The 17,644-nt window shown below is 70.2% G+C and carries 19 protein-coding genes; 6 read left to right on the forward strand and 13 right to left on the reverse strand.

Going from position 1 to position 17,644, the window contains the following annotated elements; genetic code table 11:
- Nucleotides 1–298: 298 nt before the first annotated feature.
- Nucleotides 299–1,612, reverse strand: coding sequence for an ammonium transporter (locus AB4Z01_RS31520; RefSeq protein ID WP_441700247.1), 1,314 nt, complete (start codon nucleotides 1,610–1,612; stop codon nucleotides 299–301).
- 272 nt (nucleotides 1,613–1,884) lie between these two features.
- On the opposite strand from AB4Z01_RS31520, the gene AB4Z01_RS31525 reads away from it, so the two are divergent.
- Both AB4Z01_RS31525 and AB4Z01_RS31530 read left to right on the forward strand, forming a co-directional pair.
- The gene (locus AB4Z01_RS31525; RefSeq protein ID WP_441700248.1) at nucleotides 1,885–3,024 is read left to right on the forward strand and encodes a succinylglutamate desuccinylase/aspartoacylase family protein; all 1,140 of its coding nucleotides are present in this window, start codon (nucleotides 1,885–1,887) and stop codon (nucleotides 3,022–3,024) included.
- 193 nt (nucleotides 3,025–3,217) lie between these two features.
- Nucleotides 3,218–3,667, forward strand: coding sequence for a dihydroneopterin aldolase (locus AB4Z01_RS31530; protein ID WP_441700249.1), 450 nt, complete (start codon nucleotides 3,218–3,220; stop codon nucleotides 3,665–3,667).
- A 161-nt stretch (nucleotides 3,668–3,828) separates the two neighbouring features.
- On the opposite strand, the gene AB4Z01_RS31535 is transcribed toward AB4Z01_RS31530, so the two are convergent.
- The 3 genes from AB4Z01_RS31535 to gstA all read right to left on the reverse strand — a co-directional run bounded on the left by AB4Z01_RS31535 (nucleotide 3,829) and on the right by gstA (nucleotide 5,501).
- Nucleotides 3,829–4,203: a 4a-hydroxytetrahydrobiopterin dehydratase gene (locus tag AB4Z01_RS31535; protein ID WP_441700250.1), complete on the reverse strand. Its 375-nt coding sequence runs from the start codon at nucleotides 4,201–4,203 to the stop codon at nucleotides 3,829–3,831.
- A 64-nt stretch (nucleotides 4,204–4,267) separates the two neighbouring features.
- Nucleotides 4,268–4,861 (reverse strand): isochorismatase family protein, encoded by a 594-nt coding sequence (locus tag AB4Z01_RS31540; protein WP_441700251.1) that lies wholly within the window; start codon nucleotides 4,859–4,861, stop codon nucleotides 4,268–4,270.
- Nucleotides 4,862–4,886: 25 nt separating this feature from the next.
- A complete protein-coding gene (gene gstA / locus AB4Z01_RS31545) occupies nucleotides 4,887–5,501 on the reverse strand; it encodes a glutathione transferase GstA (RefSeq protein ID WP_441700252.1) in 615 nt (204 codons plus the stop codon).
- Between the two features lie 118 nt (nucleotides 5,502–5,619).
- On the opposite strand from gstA, the gene AB4Z01_RS31550 reads away from it, so the two are divergent.
- Nucleotides 5,620–6,474 (forward strand): LysR family transcriptional regulator, encoded by an 855-nt coding sequence (locus tag AB4Z01_RS31550; RefSeq protein ID WP_441700253.1) that lies wholly within the window; start codon nucleotides 5,620–5,622, stop codon nucleotides 6,472–6,474.
- A gap of 163 nt (nucleotides 6,475–6,637) precedes the next feature.
- On the opposite strand, the gene AB4Z01_RS31555 is transcribed toward AB4Z01_RS31550, so the two are convergent.
- The 6 genes from AB4Z01_RS31555 to pxpB all read right to left on the reverse strand — a co-directional run bounded on the left by AB4Z01_RS31555 (nucleotide 6,638) and on the right by pxpB (nucleotide 12,250).
- The gene (locus AB4Z01_RS31555) at nucleotides 6,638–7,276 is read right to left on the reverse strand and encodes an HD domain-containing protein (protein WP_441700254.1); all 639 of its coding nucleotides are present in this window, start codon (nucleotides 7,274–7,276) and stop codon (nucleotides 6,638–6,640) included.
- Between the two features lie 6 nt (nucleotides 7,277–7,282).
- A complete protein-coding gene (locus tag AB4Z01_RS31560) occupies nucleotides 7,283–7,750 on the reverse strand; it encodes an NUDIX domain-containing protein (RefSeq protein WP_441700255.1) in 468 nt (155 codons plus the stop codon).
- 115 nt (nucleotides 7,751–7,865) lie between these two features.
- Entirely contained in the window at nucleotides 7,866–9,446 is a 1,581-nt protein-coding gene (locus AB4Z01_RS31565) for a peptide ABC transporter substrate-binding protein (RefSeq protein WP_441700256.1), read from the reverse strand.
- A 212-nt stretch (nucleotides 9,447–9,658) separates the two neighbouring features.
- Nucleotides 9,659–10,519, reverse strand: coding sequence for an alpha/beta fold hydrolase (locus AB4Z01_RS31570; RefSeq protein ID WP_441700257.1), 861 nt, complete (start codon nucleotides 10,517–10,519; stop codon nucleotides 9,659–9,661).
- A 16-nt stretch (nucleotides 10,520–10,535) separates the two neighbouring features.
- A complete protein-coding gene (locus tag AB4Z01_RS31575; protein ID WP_441700258.1) occupies nucleotides 10,536–11,543 on the reverse strand; it encodes a biotin-dependent carboxyltransferase family protein in 1,008 nt (335 codons plus the stop codon).
- Nucleotides 11,540–12,250 (reverse strand): 5-oxoprolinase subunit PxpB, encoded by a 711-nt coding sequence (gene pxpB / locus AB4Z01_RS31580; RefSeq protein WP_441700259.1) that lies wholly within the window; start codon nucleotides 12,248–12,250, stop codon nucleotides 11,540–11,542. Before pxpB ends, AB4Z01_RS31575 begins: the two co-directional genes overlap by 4 nt.
- A gap of 132 nt (nucleotides 12,251–12,382) precedes the next feature.
- On the opposite strand from pxpB, the gene AB4Z01_RS31585 reads away from it, so the two are divergent.
- From AB4Z01_RS31585 to AB4Z01_RS31595, 3 genes are all read left to right on the forward strand, one after another.
- Nucleotides 12,383–13,552 (forward strand): hypothetical protein, encoded by a 1,170-nt coding sequence (locus AB4Z01_RS31585; protein WP_441700260.1) that lies wholly within the window; start codon nucleotides 12,383–12,385, stop codon nucleotides 13,550–13,552.
- An 89-nt stretch (nucleotides 13,553–13,641) separates the two neighbouring features.
- Complete coding sequence (locus AB4Z01_RS31590; protein WP_441700261.1) at nucleotides 13,642–15,042, forward strand: amidase; 1,401 nt, start codon at nucleotides 13,642–13,644, stop codon at nucleotides 15,040–15,042.
- A gap of 7 nt (nucleotides 15,043–15,049) precedes the next feature.
- Complete coding sequence (locus AB4Z01_RS31595; protein ID WP_441700262.1) at nucleotides 15,050–15,511, forward strand: YcgN family cysteine cluster protein; 462 nt, start codon at nucleotides 15,050–15,052, stop codon at nucleotides 15,509–15,511.
- Between the two features lie 38 nt (nucleotides 15,512–15,549).
- Here AB4Z01_RS31595 and AB4Z01_RS31600 read toward each other — a convergent pair whose 3' ends face one another.
- Genes AB4Z01_RS31600 through AB4Z01_RS31610 form a run of 3 tightly spaced genes read right to left on the reverse strand, consistent with a single transcriptional unit; the run spans nucleotide 15,550 to nucleotide 17,503 of the window.
- Nucleotides 15,550–16,146 (reverse strand): hypothetical protein, encoded by a 597-nt coding sequence (locus AB4Z01_RS31600; protein ID WP_441700263.1) that lies wholly within the window; start codon nucleotides 16,144–16,146, stop codon nucleotides 15,550–15,552.
- Complete coding sequence (locus AB4Z01_RS31605) at nucleotides 16,143–16,775, reverse strand: hypothetical protein (protein WP_441700264.1); 633 nt, start codon at nucleotides 16,773–16,775, stop codon at nucleotides 16,143–16,145. The genes AB4Z01_RS31600 and AB4Z01_RS31605 overlap by 4 nt, the downstream gene beginning before the upstream one ends.
- The gene (locus tag AB4Z01_RS31610) at nucleotides 16,772–17,503 is read right to left on the reverse strand and encodes a MotA/TolQ/ExbB proton channel family protein (protein WP_441700265.1); all 732 of its coding nucleotides are present in this window, start codon (nucleotides 17,501–17,503) and stop codon (nucleotides 16,772–16,774) included. Before AB4Z01_RS31610 ends, AB4Z01_RS31605 begins: the two co-directional genes overlap by 4 nt.
- Nucleotides 17,504–17,644: the final 141 nt, after the last annotated feature.

A 17,644-nucleotide genomic window follows, 5' to 3' on the forward strand; every position in this document is an offset into this window, starting at 1 on the left:
CACCGCACGCCCGCCGGATCTACCACCCCGGCCTTTGATGGCTATGGACTTCGCGATCATTTGCTCGCTCGTCCGGCCGGGTAGGCCTTCTATCCGGTTCTTGTCCATCGGGCCGCGGCTTTGCTCCACGCTTCCTTCAGACCCCGCCTCGCGGCGACGCCCTTGCGCTTCGCTAACCCTTCACCGCCATCAGGCTGGGTAGAGGACTTTCACCTCCAAGCTGTCGATCATGCTCGGCACACAAAAAAGAGGGGCGTCCCGAAGGACGCCCCAAGTCTGGCCGCCAACTGTGCGAGCGTTACTGCACCGCCTCGCCATGCAGGGCGAGATCGAGGCCGTCGCGCTCCGCCTCTTCCGAGACCCGCAGGCCCATCACCGCCTTGATCAGGAACAGCAGCACCAGGGTGACGCCGCCGCTCCAGATCAGAGTGGCGAGGACGCCCTCGACCTGGATCCAGACCTGGCCGGGGTTGCCGTAGAGCAGGCCGGTGCCGAGCGAGTTGATCGCCGGATCGGCGAAGACGCCGGTCAGGATCGCACCGACGATGCCGCCGACGCAGTGCACGCCGAACACGTCGAGCGAGTCGTCGTAGCCGAACACCTTTTTCACCGAGGTCGCGGCGAAGTAGCAGATGACGCCGGCAGCGACGCCGATCGCCAGGGCACCCATCGGGTTGACGAATCCGGAGGCCGGGGTGATCGCCACCAGGCCGGCGACCGCGCCGGAGATGACGCCGAGCACGCTCGGCTTACCCTTGGCGCCCCATTCGACGAACATCCAGGCCAGGGCCGCGGCCGCCGTCGCGATGTGGGTCGCGGCGAAGGCCATCCCGGCGGTGCCGTTCGCAGCCAGCGCCGAGCCGGCGTTGAAGCCGAACCAGCCCACCCACAGGAGGGAGGCGCCGATGACGCTGAGCACCAGGTTGTGCGGCGCGAAGGCATGCACCATGCCGGTGCCATAGCCATGCCGCTTGCCGATCACGATGCAGGCCACCAGCCCGGCGATGCCGGCATTGATGTGCACCACCGTGCCGCCGGCGAAGTCGAGCACGCCGGCGCCGAACAGCCAGCCGTTCGACTGCCACACCCAATGCGCGATCGGCGAGTAGACGATGACCGACCACAGTGCGGTGAAGACCAGCAGCGACGAGAACTTCATGCGGTCGGCGAAGGCGCCGACGATCAGCGCCGGCGTGATGATCGCGAAGGTCATCTGGAACATCATGAACACGCTTTCCGGGATCGTCCCGGTCAGCGCGCCGACATCCAGGCCTTTCAGGAAGCCGCGCGACAGGTCGCCGACATACTTGCCGCCGGGACCGAAGGCCAGGCTGTAGCCCAGCACCATCCAGATGATGCTGACCAGGGCGGTGATGGCGAAGCACTGCATCAGCATCGCCAGCACATTGGCCTTGCGCACCATGCCGCCGTAGAACAGCGCCAACCCCGGGATGGTCATCATCAGGACCAGCGCACTGGAGGTCAGCATCCAGGCGGTGTCGCCCGAATTCAGCGTCGGTGTCGCCGCCGCCGCCGCATCCTGCGCCCAAGCCGGCAACGCCGTCAGCAAGGCGGCGCACACGCCTCCCAGTCCCCAAAACGTCCGCTTCATTGAGTCTTCTCCAGCCTACGTCTTTCCGGCTGACGGTCGGCAGCCGCCCTGTCGGCACCGGCACAAACCGCCTTTTCGCCATGGGTCCAAGCAAGTGGCGTGCCGGTTTCGTCGGCAGCAGGCGAGGCGGCGGATCTCGGCCGGCCGACCTTGCCTGGATGAACAAATTTTAGGCAACTGCTGCGACGCTGGCGAAAATATGACCAGCACCCGACGGATGCCTTCCCGCGGTCGTCGCGCTAGGGTGCCGCGTCTTTAGCCAGAGTGCCGAAATGAGCAAGACCGTCAGCCAGATCCCGCTGCCCTCGCCCGCGCTGGGAACCAGCCGCACCGTCACCGTGCACCGCTACGGCCAGCCCGGGGCCCGCCCCAAGGCCTATGTCCAGGCCGGGCTGCATGCCGACGAGCTGCCGGGCATGCTGGCGGCCCATCACCTGCTGTGCCGGCTCGATGCGCTGGATGCCGCCGGCGCGATCAAAGGCGAGATCGTGGTGGTGCCGGCCGCCAACCCGATCGGCCTGTCGCAATCTGTGCTGGAATACCATGTCGGCCGCTTCGCCCTGGACGGCCGCGGCAACTTCAACCGGCACTATCCGGACCTCGCCCCGATCGTGGCGCCGCGCATCGCTGGCCAGCTGACGGATGACGCCGGCCGCAACGTCCGGCTGGTGCGCGCGGCGCTGCTGGCGGCGCTGGCCGAGCAGCAGCCGGCCGGCGAGACCGGCGCGCTGCGCAAGCTGCTGCTGGGACTGTCGATCGACGCCGACCTCGTGCTCGACCTGCATTGCGACAACCGGGCGCCGGTGCATGTCTATCTCGGCACGCCGCTGTGGCCGGATGGCGAGGATCTGGCCCGCGAGTTCGGGGCCGAGGCGGTGCTGCTGGCCGAGGACTCCGGCGACAACCCGTTCGACGAGGCGAATTCGGCGCCATGGTGGGTGCTGCGCCGCCTGCTCGGCGACGCCCATCCGCTGCCGCCCGCCTGCCTGGCGGCGACGATCGAGCTGCGCGGCCAGGCCGATGTCGACGACGACACCGCCGGGGCCGATGCCGATGCGCTGGTCCGGTTCCTGCAGCGCCGCGGCGTGGTGGCCGGCGATCCCGGCCCGCTGCCCGCGGCGCGGTGCGACGCCACGCCGCTGGCCGGCAACGAGATGCTGCGTGCCCCGGTGGCCGGCATCGTGACCTACTTCCAGCCGCTCGGCGCCCGGCTGCGCCGCGGCGAGCATGTCGCCGACATCGTCGATCCCACCGCCGCGCCCGACCAGGCGCGCACGCCGCTGCATGCCGGGGTCGACGGAGTGCTGTGGTCGCAGTGCCTGCACCGGCTGGTGCGGCCCGGCGACATCGTCGCCAAGATCGCGGGCGCCCAGCCGATCGAAGGCCGCGGGGCCATCCTGCTGACGACCTGATCGGGTCCGGATCCGCCTCGCCGGGGTGGCGGGAGCCATGCACGCGATGCGTGCATTTCGCTCTCGCCTTCCCGGGCCGATCGCGGGAAGATGCCCTTCCTCGGGCCATTGCACGGCCAGACTGCCCGTGCCTCGCCATCGGACCCTCGGCCGGCAGAGTCACGGCTCTCGTGTCCGCCAATCGGATCGCCCCATGAGTGCCCCGCACCGTTCCCCGATTCCGCTCGTCACACGCGCCGGATCGAAGCCGACCGCCTTTCCGGCGGCCGAGACCGCCCGCGCGTCAACCTATCTGATCCGGCTGCGCCACTTCGTCGTGCCGATATCGATCGGCGTCTATGCCCATGAGGAGCAGCGGCAGCAACGCGTCCGCATCAGCGTCGAGATGGAGGTCGAATTGCCGCCGGGCGGCATCGGCGACGACATCGGCCGCGTCCCCTCCTATGAGGCGCTGGTGCAGGGCCTGCAGGCCCTGGCCGAGAAGGAGCATGTGCGGCTGATCGAGACCGTCGCCGAGCATGTGCTGGACCTCGCCATGGCTCATCCGATGGTGCTGCGGGCGGTGGCCGAGGTCGAGAAGCTCGACGTCTTCCCCGAGGCCGAGTCCATCGGCGTCCGCTTCGAGCGCCGCCGCGAGGGCTGAGGCTTCGCCGGTTACAGGATTCCCCAAAACCGTCATGGCGAGCCCCGCAGGGGCGTGGCCATCCAGGTTGGTGGGGCCCACTCCGGCTGCGACACTGGATGGCCACGCTTCGCTCGCCATGACGGTTTGGGATTGGCGTGGCCGGCTCTCTATGGCCTCATTCAATCGTACTTGATGTACGCGAACCTCGCATCCGTCGGTGTGCCCTCCAGCCCGTCCCCTTGGAGGGCCGGCTGCCAAGCCACGACCTCCTCGATCTTGCGGGCCAGGGCGAAGTCGCGGTCGGTGATGCCGCCGCCGGCATCATGCGTGTTCAGCCGGACCTCGACCCAGCCCCAGGCGGCGGCGATCTCCGGATGGTGCCAGGCGGCCTCGGCCAGATGGCCGATGGCGCCGATCGCCAGCATCGTGCCCTTCCAGCCATGCGTCTCGTAGCGCCGGAACAGCTTTCCGTCCTGATAGCGCCAGCGCGGCAGGTCGCGGGCCAGGCGGGCCTCGATCTCCGCCGGCGGATAGGCGTGCGGTTTGGCGGCCATGGCAATCCTCGCGGTGGGATCGGCGGCCCGGCGGGGCCGCCTGCACTCCCGGAAGGATAGCGCATCAGTCGCGGACGGCATCCCCCTGCGCTACGACGACGGCGAAGCGGTCGGCCAGGGCGGTCAGCGCTGCGCGGTGCACCTCCGCCGCCGGCCGCACGCCGCCGAGCGGATCCGGCAGGTCGCGAGTGCCGCAGGCCGCGGCGACGACCGTCGAGAACAGTCCGTGGTCGACCGCCGAGCGGGTGGTGGCGTCGACGCACATATGCGTCATGAAGCCGACGGTCACGAGTTTCTTGCGCCCGGTGGCGGCGATGTGATCGGCCAGGTCGGTGCCGGCGAAGGCGTTGGGCAGCCCCTTCTTCACCACGGCCTCCCCGGCCGCCGGCGCCACCGCCGCGATCGGGGCGACATAGGGGCCGTCGACATCGAACAGACCGCCCTTGCGCTCGTTCAGCACATGGATGACCGGGGTGCCGAGGCGGCGCGCCCGGGCCAGCAACGCGGCGGCCGCCTCGACCGCCGGGTTCCATCCGGGCAGGGACAACTGCCCATCGCTGTACTCGCGCTGCATGTCGATCAGCACCAGCACCGCCTCCGACAGGGTGGAGGGCTGAAGCCGGGCACCGGCATGGTCGAGCAAGGTCTTGGGAAGCATCTTCGTCTCCAGGAAGAAAAGAGGATCAGGCGGCTTCGGCTGGCGCTTCGGCGGCCAGCGCGGCGATCACCGTGGGGCGGGCACCGATGCGCTGCAGATAGGCTGCGATCGCCGGCCAGCGGCCGAGATCGATGGCAAAGAACCGGGTCCAGCCCAGCACTGTGAACAGATAGGCGTCGGCGACGCTGAAGCCGCCCTCGAGCAGGTAATCCCGGCCCTGCAGCGCGTCCTCGACGAAGGCCAGGCGGCGGAACAGCTTGTCGCGGAAGATCGCCTTCGCCTCCTCGGGCAGGGCCGGGTTGAACAGCGGGCTGAGTCCAGCATGGATCTCACTGGTGATGAAGTTCAGCCATTCCTGCAGCCGCGCCCGCTCCCAGGTCCCATTCGCCGGCGCCAGCCCGGCCTCGGGCTTGAGGTCGGCCAGGTATTGCAGGATCGCCGGACCTTCGGTCAGCACCCGGCCGTCGTCGAGCTGCAGCGCCGCGACATAGCCCTTGGGGTTGATCGCCAGGAAGTCGCCGCCATCGGCGGTCTTCTTGGTCCGGTTGTCGACCCGGACCAGGGTGACGGGCAGGCCCAGCTCGCGCAGCACGATGTGCGGCGACAGGGAGCAGGTCTCGGGGGCGTAATACAGCTTCATCCGGCACTCCGGCATCGGGCCGCCGCAGGGAGCACGGCGGATCACGTGACCAGATTTGGCGCCGCCTCTCCTGCAGGAAAGCCGAGATTCTGCCGACGTACTCTGCAATACTGCAGGGATGGATTGGGACCTCGCCCGCTTCGTCCTGGCAGTCGCCAGGCACGGCACCGCCTCCGCCGCGGCGCAGGCGCTGGGGGTCGACCAGACCACCGTGTCGCGCCGCATCGCCGCCGCCGAGGACGTCCTCGGCACGCCGCTGTTCGAACGGGTCGACCGGCGCTTCCGGCCGACGCCGGTCGGCACCGCCGTGGCGGCCGAGGCCGAGACGATGGAGCGGGCGGCGATCGCCATTGCTCATGCCGCGCGCGACCGCGAGGCGGCGCTGTCCGGCCCGATCCGCATCGCGGCGCTGCCCAGCTTCGCCTCCTGGCTGATCCCACGCCTCGGTGACCTGCGCCGGCGCCATGCCGGGCTGCGGCCGGCGATCCTGAGCGCGGAGACAAATGCGGATCTGGAACGCCGCGACGCCGACATCGCCCTGCGCCTGGCCCGGCCGCGCGCCGGCGACCTGGCGGCGCGGCTGGCCGCCCGGGTCGGCCATGCCGTCTATCGCGCGCGCGGCACAGATGGCGACGGCTGGATCGCCCTCGACCAGGCGCATGACGAGCTGCCGCAGAGCATCTGGCTGCGCGACCAGCCCGGCGGCCGCGACCCGCTGCTGCGGGTCAGCGGCGGCATCGAGCTGCTGGCCGCGGTCCAGGCCAGCCTCGGCCGCGCCATGCTGCCCTGCTTCATGGCGGATGATGAGCCGGGGCTGGAGCGCCTGTCTGGCCCCGTTCCGGTGGTCACGCGCGAGCTGTGGCTGCTGCTGCCTGGCCCGGCCAGGGACGTGCCGCGCATCCGGACGGTGGCCGACTGGCTCGCGGCCGCCCTGGCGGAAGACCGGATGCGGCTGGAGGGCGTTCAGGCGTGAGGCACTCGCTCGACGGTGAGGCCGCCCCCTCACCCTCCCGTCGCCAACGCGACGGGCCCCTCCCTCTCCCCAAGGAGAGGGAAATAAGAGCATGGCCCATCTACACCTCTCCTTGGGGAGAGGTCGAAATCGCGCAGCGATTTCGGGTGAGGGGGTGGCCGGCCTATCGGCCTGACTGATCGCCCGTGGAAGCGGGTTCCGACACCCAACTCTTTTCCCGGTCGGCCCGGCCGTAGAGCCGCTCGACCAGCAGCCGCAGCGTCGGGTCGCTGTCCAGCGCCTCCTGCATCCGGCTGAAGGTGCGGGTCCGGGTGACGCCGTGCTCGTGCCAGGACTTGCCGCCGCTGACCACGTTCTGGGCGAAGGCCTGCAGCCGGTCGAGGGCGCGGGCATAGCGCGCCTCCGGCGTCTCGCCGGCCTCGAACTCGGTCCACCAGCCATGCACCTTGTCGCGCAGGTCGGGCGGCAGCAGGCCGAACAGCTTGACCGCCGCCTCGGCCTCGCGCGCCGCCTGGTCCTGCCGGCCGACATCGTCATAGGCGAAGGTGTCGCCGGCATGGATCTCGACCAGGTCGTGCACCAGCACCAGCGACAGCACGCGGGCAATGTCGACCTCGAAGCCGATCTCGTCCTTCAGCAGCAGGGCATATAGCGCCATGTGCCAGGTGTGCTCGGCATCGGTCTCGCGCCGGCTGCCGTCGGTCAGGTAGTTCTGCCGGGTGATCTGCTTGAACTGGTCGCAGACCAGCAGGAACTCCTGGATCTGGGCCAAGCGGTCAGCAAGCGGAGGCGTTTCAGTCATGATGCGTCACCAGACGGGGTCGATGCTGCGGTGGCCGAGGATCTCCTGGATCCGGCGGTGGGTCGCGCCGTGGATGTCGCGCGGCAGGTCGTCGGCCGGGAAGAATCGGGCCTCGGCGATCTCGAAGGACAGGCGGCCGCCGGACGGGCGCCAACGATCGGCCAGGAACACCGCGACGTGGTCGCAGCGCAGCTGGTCGAAATGGGCGTAGATCGAGAACATCCGGTCGACCGATTCGACCTCGACCGCCGCCTCCTCACGTGCCTCGCGCACGGCGCAGGCCTCGAAGCTCTCCCATTTCTTGACGCCGCCGCCGGGGAAGAACCAGCCGGGGCGATAGGTGTGGTGCACCAGCAGGAAGCGCCCCTCCCCGTCCCGCACCACCATGCGGGCGCCGAGGGTCAACGGCTTGCGCAGCCGCAGATAGGCGTTGTGGGCGCGGTGCAGCAGGCGCGGCAGGGTGCGGCTGGTCATGGCCGCAGATGACCGGCGGGGCGGCCTCGTGTCAACCGCCGGGGCAACAGAGCGGATCGCTCCATTTTGCGTTGCCTCTCCCGCCTGGCGGGAGAGACAACACGTCGATTTCCTCTCAGCGCTCGACCGACAGCCAGCGGGTCGGGTGCTGGTCGCGCAGATTGTCGGCCCAGCCCTTCACCGCCGGGGAGACCAAGTGCCGGCTGGTGTAGAAGAACAGCGGAATCACGGGCGTGTCCGCGATCATCAGCCGCTCCGCCTGCTGCAGGATCTGCGCCCGCTTCGCCGTGTCGGTCTCGGCCGAGGCCTGGTCCAGCAGCGCGTCATAGGCCGGATTGGAATAGTCCGACGTGCTGAGCTCGCCGATGCCGCTGCGCTGCAGCTCCAGGAAGAAGTTCGCGTCGTTGTACTGGCCGATCCAGCCGGTGCGGGCGAAGTCCTGGAACTGCTTCTGGTGGTGCTGGGTCAGGTAGGTCGACCACTCCAGGTTCTCCAGCGTCGTCTCGACGCCGAGCTTCTGCTTCCACATCGCGGCGATGGCGACGGCGATCTTCTTGTGGTTCTCCGACGTGTTGTAGGTGATCTTCACCTGCAGCGGCTTGTCCGGGCCATAGCCGGCCTGGGCCAGCAGCGCCTTCGCCTCCTCGTCGCGCCGCGCCTGGGTCCAGCCCGCCTCCTCCGGCTGCCAGGCCGGGAAGCCGTCGGTCCCCGGCGGCACGAAGCTGTAGGCCGGGGTCTGGTTGCCCTGCGCCACCTTGCCGATGATGATGTCGCGGTCGACCGCCAGCGACAAAGCCCGACGCAGCGCCGGGCTGCTCTTCCACGGCTCGTGGTTCAGGTTGATGGCGTAGAAATAGATGCCGAGATAGGGCGCGATGTGCAGCTGCTCGGCATGGCTCTGCTTCAGCGCCGGCACCTGCTGGCTCGGCACCTCGCTGGTGACGTCCAGCTCGCCGGCCTGGAAGCGCGACAGCTCACTGTCGACATCCTCGGTCACGACATAGCGCACGGTGTCGATCGCCACTTTCGCCGCGTCGTGGAACTGCGGGTTCCTGCGCAGCGTCATGTGCGACTGCGGCACGTCCTCGGCCAGCACATAGGCGCCGTTCGAGACCAGGTTGCCCGGCCGGGCGAAGGCGTCGCCGAAGGCCTCGACATTGGCCCGGTTCACCGGGAAGGTCGAGTTGTTGACCAGCATCGACAGGAAGTAGGAGGTCGGGCCGACCAGGCTGACTTCGAAGCTGCGGTCGTCGACCGCGCGAACGCCCAGCGCCTCGGGCGGCTTCTGGCCCAGCCGCACCTCCTTCGCCCCGACAACGCGGTCGAGGAAATAGGCATAGGGCGCTGCGGACTTCGGGTCGACCAGCCGGCGCCAGGAATAGACGAAGTCCTGCGCCGTGACCGGGCTGCCGTCCGACCATTTCCCATCGCCGCGGAGCTTGAACGTATAGGTCCTGCCGTCGTCGGAGACGGTCCAGCTCTCCGCCGCGCCGGGCACCAGCTCGCCCTTCGGCCCCGGCGCCAGCAGCCCCTCGARCAGGTCGAGCTCGATCCAGGATTCGGGGATGCCGACGGATTTGTGCACGTCCAGCGTTTCCGGCTGGCCGCCATTGCCGCGGGACWGGGTGGTCTCCGCCCCCGCCGCGCCGCTCCAGAGCGCGGCGGCGACCAGGCCGGCGGTGAGGATCTTGCGCATCGAATCGTCCTTCCTTCCGAGACCGGAAGGCGTGCCATCATGTGGAAATAATTTCAACAACACGACAGTATCGTAATTCTTCTCACCCCTATCACTTCATCGTCATCCCCGCGAAAGCGGGGATCTCCCGCCGATCCCGACGAGATCCCGGGTCTGCAGCGCAGCACTTCGTGCCGCGCAGCGCCCGGGATGACGATTCTAGTTTGTGAGGTTCAGCCCGCCACGAACCCGGTAATCGCGGCCCGCAGTGCCTCCGGCTCGTCGACCCGGATCGAATGGCTGCTGTCCTCGAAGATGCGCAGGGTCGAGCCCGGGATCAGGCGGTGGATCTCCTCGGAGAATTCCGGCGGGCAGATCCAGTCGTGCCGTCCGGCCAGGATCAGCGTCGGCGCGGTGATCCGCGCCAGCTCCGGCCGCAGATCGAGCCGGCGCAGGAAGCCGTCGGGGCCGAAGGCGCGATTGATCGCATCCGGCGAATGGATCGCCCGGCCGCGCGTCGCCGCGSCCGCCGCCGGGTCGTAGCGGCGGGAATAGAGCGGCCCCATTGCCTGGTAATAGGCCTCCAGCTCGGCCTCGCTGCGGAAGCTGCCGGCCCAGAGCCTGTCGCAGGCCGCGATCTGCCCGTCAGTGCCGCGCTCCCGCACGATCTCTTGCGCCCGCGCGATGAAGCCGGCATGCGCGGCGGTGACGATCAGCACCAGATGCGACACCGCCTCCGGATAGCGCGCGGCATGCGCCATCGCCACCATGCCGCCATAGCTGGTGCCGATGCTGGCGATCGGGCCGAGGCCGAGATGGCGGCGCAGCGCCTCCATGTCCTCGACATTCTCGTCCAGCGTGTAGCGCGCCGGGTCGCCGCGGGCGGAGCGGCCCTGGCCGCGATGGTCGAAATAGACCAGCTGCATGTGCTGGCTCAGCGGGCTCAGGCTCGGCTTGAAGCCGCTGTGGTCCGAGCCCGGGCCGCCATGGATCAGGAAGCCGGCCGGCCGCTCGCGCATCGCGCCGCCGTCCGGCACCAGCCCGGCGCCGTCGATGTCGAACCAGATCTCGGTGTCGCGGAGCTTCGCGCGCATCTCGTCCCCTCGAAAATCAGATCCCGGCGTGGACTGTCACCCCGGCGGCCAGGCGCCGCAGGTCCAGCCGGGCCTGCCGGCGCCGCTCCTCGGCCTCGGCCAGCCCAACCGGCACGAAACGCAGCACGTCGCCCGGGCGCAGCTGGCCCAGCACCGGCAGGTCGGATTCGATCACCTGGGCGATGCGGGGATAGCCGCCGGTACTCTGGGCGTCGGCCATCAGCACGATCGGCTTGCCCTCGGGCGGCACCTGCACCGTGCCGGTCGTCACCGCCTCGGACAGCAGGTCGTGGGGGTAGGACAGGCTCAGCACCGGCCCGTCCAGCCGGTAGCCCATGCGGTCGGAGCGCGGGCTGACGGTGAAGCGCTCATTGTGGAAGGCGGCCAGGCTGTCGGGATCGAAGGCGGTCGCCTGCAGCCCCGGCAGCACCCGGACATGCGGCGACTGCCGCAGCGACGGGTCGAGATCGGCGGCGGCGGACCAGCCGGTGGTGGCGAAGGGCCGGTCGCCGCGCTCCGCCGCCAGCAGCTTGGCCAGGCGCTGGCCCAAAACCGTCGGCACGCCGGCCATCAGCCGGTCGCCCGCCTTCAGCGCCCGGCCCTCGAACCCGCCGAGCCCGGCGCGCAGATAGGTTGAGCGGCTGCCCAGCACCGGCGCCACGGCGATGCCGCCGGCCACCGCCAGATAGCTGCGGCAGCCGATATTGGTCGGGGTGAAGCGCAGCTCCGCCCCCGCCGGCACCAGCACCGGCCGGCGCGGCGGCACTGCCTCACCGGCCACCGTTCCGCGCATGCCGCCGCCGGCCAGCGCGATCAGCGTCTCGGCCTCGAAGCGCAGCACCGCGCCCATCAGCGTCATCTCGAGCGTGGCGGCGCCAGGATCGTTGCCGGCCAGGATATTGGCGACGGCGTGCGACCGCCGGTCCATCGCGCCGCCCACCACCACGCCATGGCGGCGATGGCCGAAGCGGCCGAGATCCTGCACCGTCGACAGCAGGCCGGGCTCGAGTACGGCAACGGTCACTTGGCGTCTCCGGCCAAAGCCTTGAACTCTTCCACCGTGATCGGGCGGAAGCGGATGCGGTCGCCGGCCGCCAACAGGCAGGGCGGGTCCTCGGCCGGCAGGAACAGCGCCAGCGGCGTGCGGCCGATCAGGTTCCAGCCGCCCGGGGATTCAACCGGGTAGATCCCGGTCTGCGGCCCGCCGATCGCGACCGTCCCGGCCGGGATCTTCAACCGCGGCGACGCGCGGCGCGGCGTCGCCAGCCGCTCCGCCAGCCCGCCGAGGAACGGGAAGCCGGGGCTGAAGCCGATCATGTGCACCCGGTACTCGGCGCTGGAGTGAAGGGCGATAACCTCCTCTTCGGTCAGGCCGTGATGCTGCGCCAGCTCGGCCAGGTCCGGGCCGAAGGCGCCGCCATAGGCGACCGGGATCTCGACCAGCCGGGGTTCCCCCAGCGCCGCCGGGTCGAGGCCGGACAACCGCGCCTCCAGCAGCCGCTGCACCGTGGCCGCCGGCGGTTCGTCACGGTCGCGCGGCACGGCGTCGGGGTCGAAGAACACGGCCAGCGTGGCGAAGCCGGGCGAGGCCTCGACGAAGCCGGGGAACGGGTCGCGCTCCAGCGACATCGCCAAGGCGTGGATGGCGTCGGCGATCACCGGATCGATGGTCTCGCCGAAGCGCACCACCATCGCGGTCTCGGTCATCACGGCGATCGACGCAGCGGTCACGGGTTTCTCCTCGAATCCGGCCGTAAGCCATAGCGCGGCGGCGGCGCGGGCGGAAGCCGCGGCGGGCCGGCGCCTTGTTTCGCCATGATCGTCGGATAGGCAGGGATGGTGACTCGACGCGAAGGGGGACCCATGACTCGCCGATCGTTCCGCCTGCTGGCCACCCTGGCGCTGATCGCCGTGCTGACCGGTCCGGCCTGGGCGCAGGACCCGCCGACCAAGCCGGTCCGCGACCTGCTCGGCCTGCTGCCGATGCCCGCGATCGACGCCGCCCCGGTCCTCTATCTCGACCTCGCGGCCATCCGCGCCACCGGCACGGCCGACTGGCGGACGGATCGGGGCCTCGTAACCCTGCCAGACCAGCTGCGCCTCCCGGTCGAGATGGATGTGCGGGAGCCGGGAGGATTCGCCGCCCATGCTGGGTTCGGGCCGGACCAGATCGACCAGGTCGCCGTCTACGAGACGGGGCGCGGCCCGGCCTCCACGGCGATGCGCCTGCACGATGCCGACCGGAATGCCCTCCTTCGGACCTGGACCCAGCAGGGCTATGCCGAGAGCGATGCCGGGGATGCCAAGGTTTGGATCCGTGGCAGGCCCGGAAGGATCGAGATCATGGGCCGTGATCCCTCGGATCCCTTCAAGACCACGCTCGGTGTTTCGGCCGTCCTTGGCCTCGACGGCTCGACGTTGCTTATGGCAGGGCTTCCCCTGGACCTAGTGACGATGAAAGCCTCGACGACACTCTACGCCGGCGCGGCCTCCCGGGCCGATCTCCGGCGCCTGCTGGACGCGCTGGATCGGACGCTGGCGCCGCAGGAGGCGGTGACGCAGCTGCTGTGGGCGCCGCTACCCGACGCCGCYGGTGATGCCGGCGTCGAGTCGGCCATGGGCACCATGCTCGGGCCCGTCCCCGCCACCCCCGAGGCGCTGAAGGAGGCGATGGGTGGTGCGACGGGCATCCTCTCCTATCCGTCGCTGCTGCTCGGCGAGGTCCGGGCTGCGGGCCAGGCGCCTGCGGGAATCCTGGCGGTGCTGTTCGCCGACTGCGCGATCGCCGATGGCGCCGGCCGCATCGCCGCGGCGAAATGGGAGGCGGCGGCAAAGGATTCAGGCAACCGGGCGTCGGGCCCCCTCGGCCGGATGACGGCCGCATGGAGCTCGGTGCCGGTCGATGGCGGCTGCGTTCTGCTCGGCCGGGCGGCCGGCCACGATCCGGCCCGGTCGGCCTTTGTCGACATCTACGCGCTGTTCATGTCCCGGAGCCTGTCGCCGCTCTATGTCGGGCGGCCGGCGCAGCGCTGATCCCGCAGCGCTCTTGATCGCAGCGCCGCGGCGGTGAAGATAGGGGCGCGCCACATCGTCGGCGCCCCTCGCGACCCAGGAGACCCCGCGTGACCGATCCGGCCCTGTTGTCGGCAGCCGAGCTGTCGAGCCTCTACGCCGCCCGCGACCTGTCCCCGGTCGAGGCGACGCAGGCCAGCCTCGCCCGGATCGAGCGGCTGAACCCGCAGCTCAACGCTTTCTGCGGCGTCCATGGCGAGGACGCCTTGGCCTCGGCCCGGCAGTCCGAGGCGCGCTGGCGCGAGGGCCGGCCGCTGAGCCCGATCGACGGCGTGCCGACCTCGGTCAAGGACCTGGTCCTGACCCGCGGCTGGCCGACCCTGCGCGGGTCGAAGACGGTCGACCCGGCCGGCCCGTGGGACCAGGACGCGCCGTCGGTGGCGCGGCTGCGCGAGGCCGGGGCGGTGCTGGTCGGCCGCACCACCACGCCGGAATTCGGCTGGAAGGGCGTCACCGATTCGACGCTGACCGGCATCACCCGCAACCCCTGGGACCCGACCAAGACGCCCGGCGGCTCCTCCGGCGGCGCGGCGGTGGCGGCGGCCACCGGCATGGCGGCGCTGAACATCGGCAGCGACGGTGGCGGGTCGATCCGCATCCCGGCCGGCTTCACCGGCATCTTCGGGCTGAAACCCAGCTTCGGCCGGGTGCCGGCCTATCCGCTCAGCCCGTTCGGCACGGTCTCGCATCTCGGCCCGATGACCCGCACGGTGCGCGACGCGGCGCTGATGCTGTCGGCGATGGCCCGGCCCGACCCGCGCGACTGGACCGCCCTGCCCTTCCCGGTGACCGATTTCACCGCGGGGCTGGAGGACGGCGTCCGCGGCCTGCGCATCGCCTTCGCCCCGACCCTGGACAACGCGCCGGTCGACCCCGAGGTGGCGGCGTCGGTGGCGAAGGCGGTCGAGGTCTTCGCCGGCCTCGGCGCCCGGGTCGAAACGGTGAGGCTGGACCTGCCCGACACCGGCCCGATCTTCCGCGCCCATTGGTTCGTCGGCGCGGCGACGCTGCTGTCCTCGATCCCCGCGGAGAAGCACGGCCTGATCGACCCCGGCCTGCGCGCCGTGGCGGCCGAGGGCGCGGCGATCCCGCTGCTCGACTACACCAGGGCGACGCTGGCGCGCGGCCGGCTGGGCGTGAAGATGAACCAGTTCCACCAGGACTGGGACCTGCTGCTGATGCCGACCCTGCCGATCCCCGCCTTCGATGCCGGGCAGGCCCTGCCGATGGCGCCGGACGGCTCCTATTGGGCGAACTGGACGCCCTTCAGCTACCCGTTCAACCTGACGCAGCAGCCGGCGGCCAGCGTGCCCTGCGGCCTGACCGCGTCGGGCCTGCCGATCGGCCTGCAGATCGTCGGCCCGATGTTCCAGGATGCGCTGGTGCTGCGCGCCGCCCGCGCCTTCGAGGCGCTGCACCCGGCGCCGCTGCCGCCGCTGGCCCGCCCATGACCGCCTGATGGTGACCGAGACCAAGCCCTTCTGGCGCCGCAAGCGCCTGGACGAGATGACCCGCAAGGAGTGGGAGTCGCTGTGCGACGGCTGCGGCCGCTGCTGCCTGCACAAGCTGCGCGACGCCGACGAGCCGCCGGACACGCCCAACGTCGACTACACCGACATCGCCTGCAAGTTGCTGGATACCCACAGCTGCCGCTGCACGAACTACCCGACCCGCCGGCGCTACGTGCCGGACTGCGTGCAACTGACGCCGAAGAATGTCGACCATCTCGGCTGGATGCCGTCGACCTGCGCCTACCGTCTGCTGTCCGAGGGCCATGACCTGTACTGGTGGCACCCGTTGGTCTCCGGCGACCCGGAGACGGTGCACATCGCCGGCATCAGCGTGCGCGACAAGGTGGTCTCCGAGACCGAGGTCGAGGAGGACGAGTACGAGGACCATATCGTCGAGTGGCCGGCCTGAACGGCCGGCGGGTCGAGTGGCCGGCCTGATCCGCGGCGTCACGGAATGTCCTTGGCCGGCAGCACCGGCTTGGGCAGCGGAACCAGATCGACCGATTTGGACTGGCCGCCGAGGAATTCCGGGTCGAGCAGCCCGCCGCCCGACGGGTCGCCGCCCGGCGGCGCGCCCGTGTTCACGACCCCCATCACGCCAGCATGCGACGGGCTGCCGAAGAGCTGCGCCCGGCCGCCCTGCGGGTGGCCCTTCTCGATCTCCGCCTGCGCCGCGGACACCCGGCCGGCCAGGTCCCGCGAATAGGGCAGCAGATAGGCCCTGGGCACGCCGCTCGGCAGGTTGGCGTCGTCCAGCTCCTCCAGCCAGAGATGGATGGCGCCGGGCTCGCCGCGCGCCGGGTTCGGCTCCAGCACCCGGGTCCACAGCACCTGGAAGCGGTCCGGCACCGCCACCGGCGCCGACCAGCCGAGCAGCCCCTGGGTGGCGAAGAACACCACGACGTAGACCGCGCTGGCGGCCAGGATCGCCGCGATCTTGACCAGCCGCCGGACCGGCAGCCAGGTCAGCACCGCGAGCAGCAGCACGCTCAGCACCACATAGGCCAGGGACAGGCCGAGTACGGCGGTCTGCAGCGACATCATCCAGCATTCCGCTTGTTGTTGTGGAAGGTCTGGAGAATGGATCTCTGGACGTGGCTGGTCTCGGTAACCTGGCCCGTCGCATCCAGGGTGAAGCGCATGGCGGTCTTCTCCTCCCCGCCCTGGTCGAGTTCGACGGTGTCCTTGGCGACGATCGTCACGATCGGATTGAGCTTCTGGACCGTCACCGTCACCGGCACGGTCTGGCTGGTCAGCGCGGTGAAGTGGTAGACGTTCACCGTATATTCGCCGGCCACGATGCCGCGGATGGTGACCAGCTCCTGCCGGGTCGACGTCAGCACCTTCCGCCCGTTCACCAGGACGAAGTCGTTGAGGCCGCCGCGGTCGTCCCGGTCCAGCACCATGAAGCCGGCCTCGCGCCGGCGAAACCAGACGACGTTGCCGAGCGGATCCTGGACGAAGATGTCGAAATCGTCGGGGTGGTTGTCCGGCCAGTCCAGGCTGATCAGGAACTCGGCCTTGCTGTCGACCTTCCCCTCCTTGGCCTCGGGCGCGACGATCAGCAGCGCGACGAAGAACAGGAAGGCCAGGATCTGCAGCGCCTTGAACAGCACCACGCTGAACGGGTCGAAGGCCTCGTCGCGCGGCAGCAGGTCGAAGTCGTCGATCATTCGGCGGGCGCCCGGCTGTCCAGCGCCGAGACGACATGCACCTCGGTCAGGTCGACCGCGAAGGCGAAGATCTTCGCCGTGGCGCCGTCCAGCAGCGAGTACTGGATCTTGAGCAGGACCGACCCCGCCAGCCCGACCAGCGTGGTGTACATGGCCACCGCCATGCCGTCGCTCATCAGCGACATCGACGACCGCACTGCCTCGCGATTCTCGGTGTCCAGCCCGGCGATCGGCGCCAGCATCATGATGAAGCCGATGATGGTGCCCAGCAGGCCGAGCTTCATCAGCGTGTCGCTGGCGAAGGCGCCGAAGGCGTTCGATCCGCGCAACCGGCTGGCGAGGACGCGCAGCAGCAGCGTCTGGTCGAGCCGCTCGCCGCCCTGCAGCGCGGCCTTGGTGGCGAGGTCGCGGATATGGCCGGAGACGAGGCCGGGCGGCAGGCCACCCTCGGCCAGGACCCGGCGGCCGTTCCCGACCACGGCCTGCGCCGCCTTCACCGCCGCATCGCCTTCCCGCGAGATCGCGAGGACGCGCCACAGGCAATGCAGGCTGCTGGCGACGTAGAGCACCGAGATGATCAGCGAGATATGGGTCGGGTCGCTGGCCACCATCCGGCCGATCAGGCCGAAATACCACAGCAGGACGACGGCAAAGAGGCTGACGCCGGTGAAGATCAGCCACGGCAGCAGCGGATCGCCCCCGGGCAGATCGACTCTACGCTGGCTCATGCAGGGGCTCCGGCGGCAGGGGATCGACCGTCCGAAGCCTATCGGCGAGGCAGGGCAAAGGCCTGGGCACCGGTCCCGAACCGGCTTGGGCATAATGCCCGAGTTGCGTCGCCGGCCGGCCCGTCATGGCCTCCGCGCTTG

It is taken from the genome of Inquilinus sp. YAF38 (genome assembly GCF_052113205.1).
Taxonomy (GTDB): Bacteria; Pseudomonadota; Alphaproteobacteria; order DSM-16000; family Inquilinaceae; genus Inquilinus.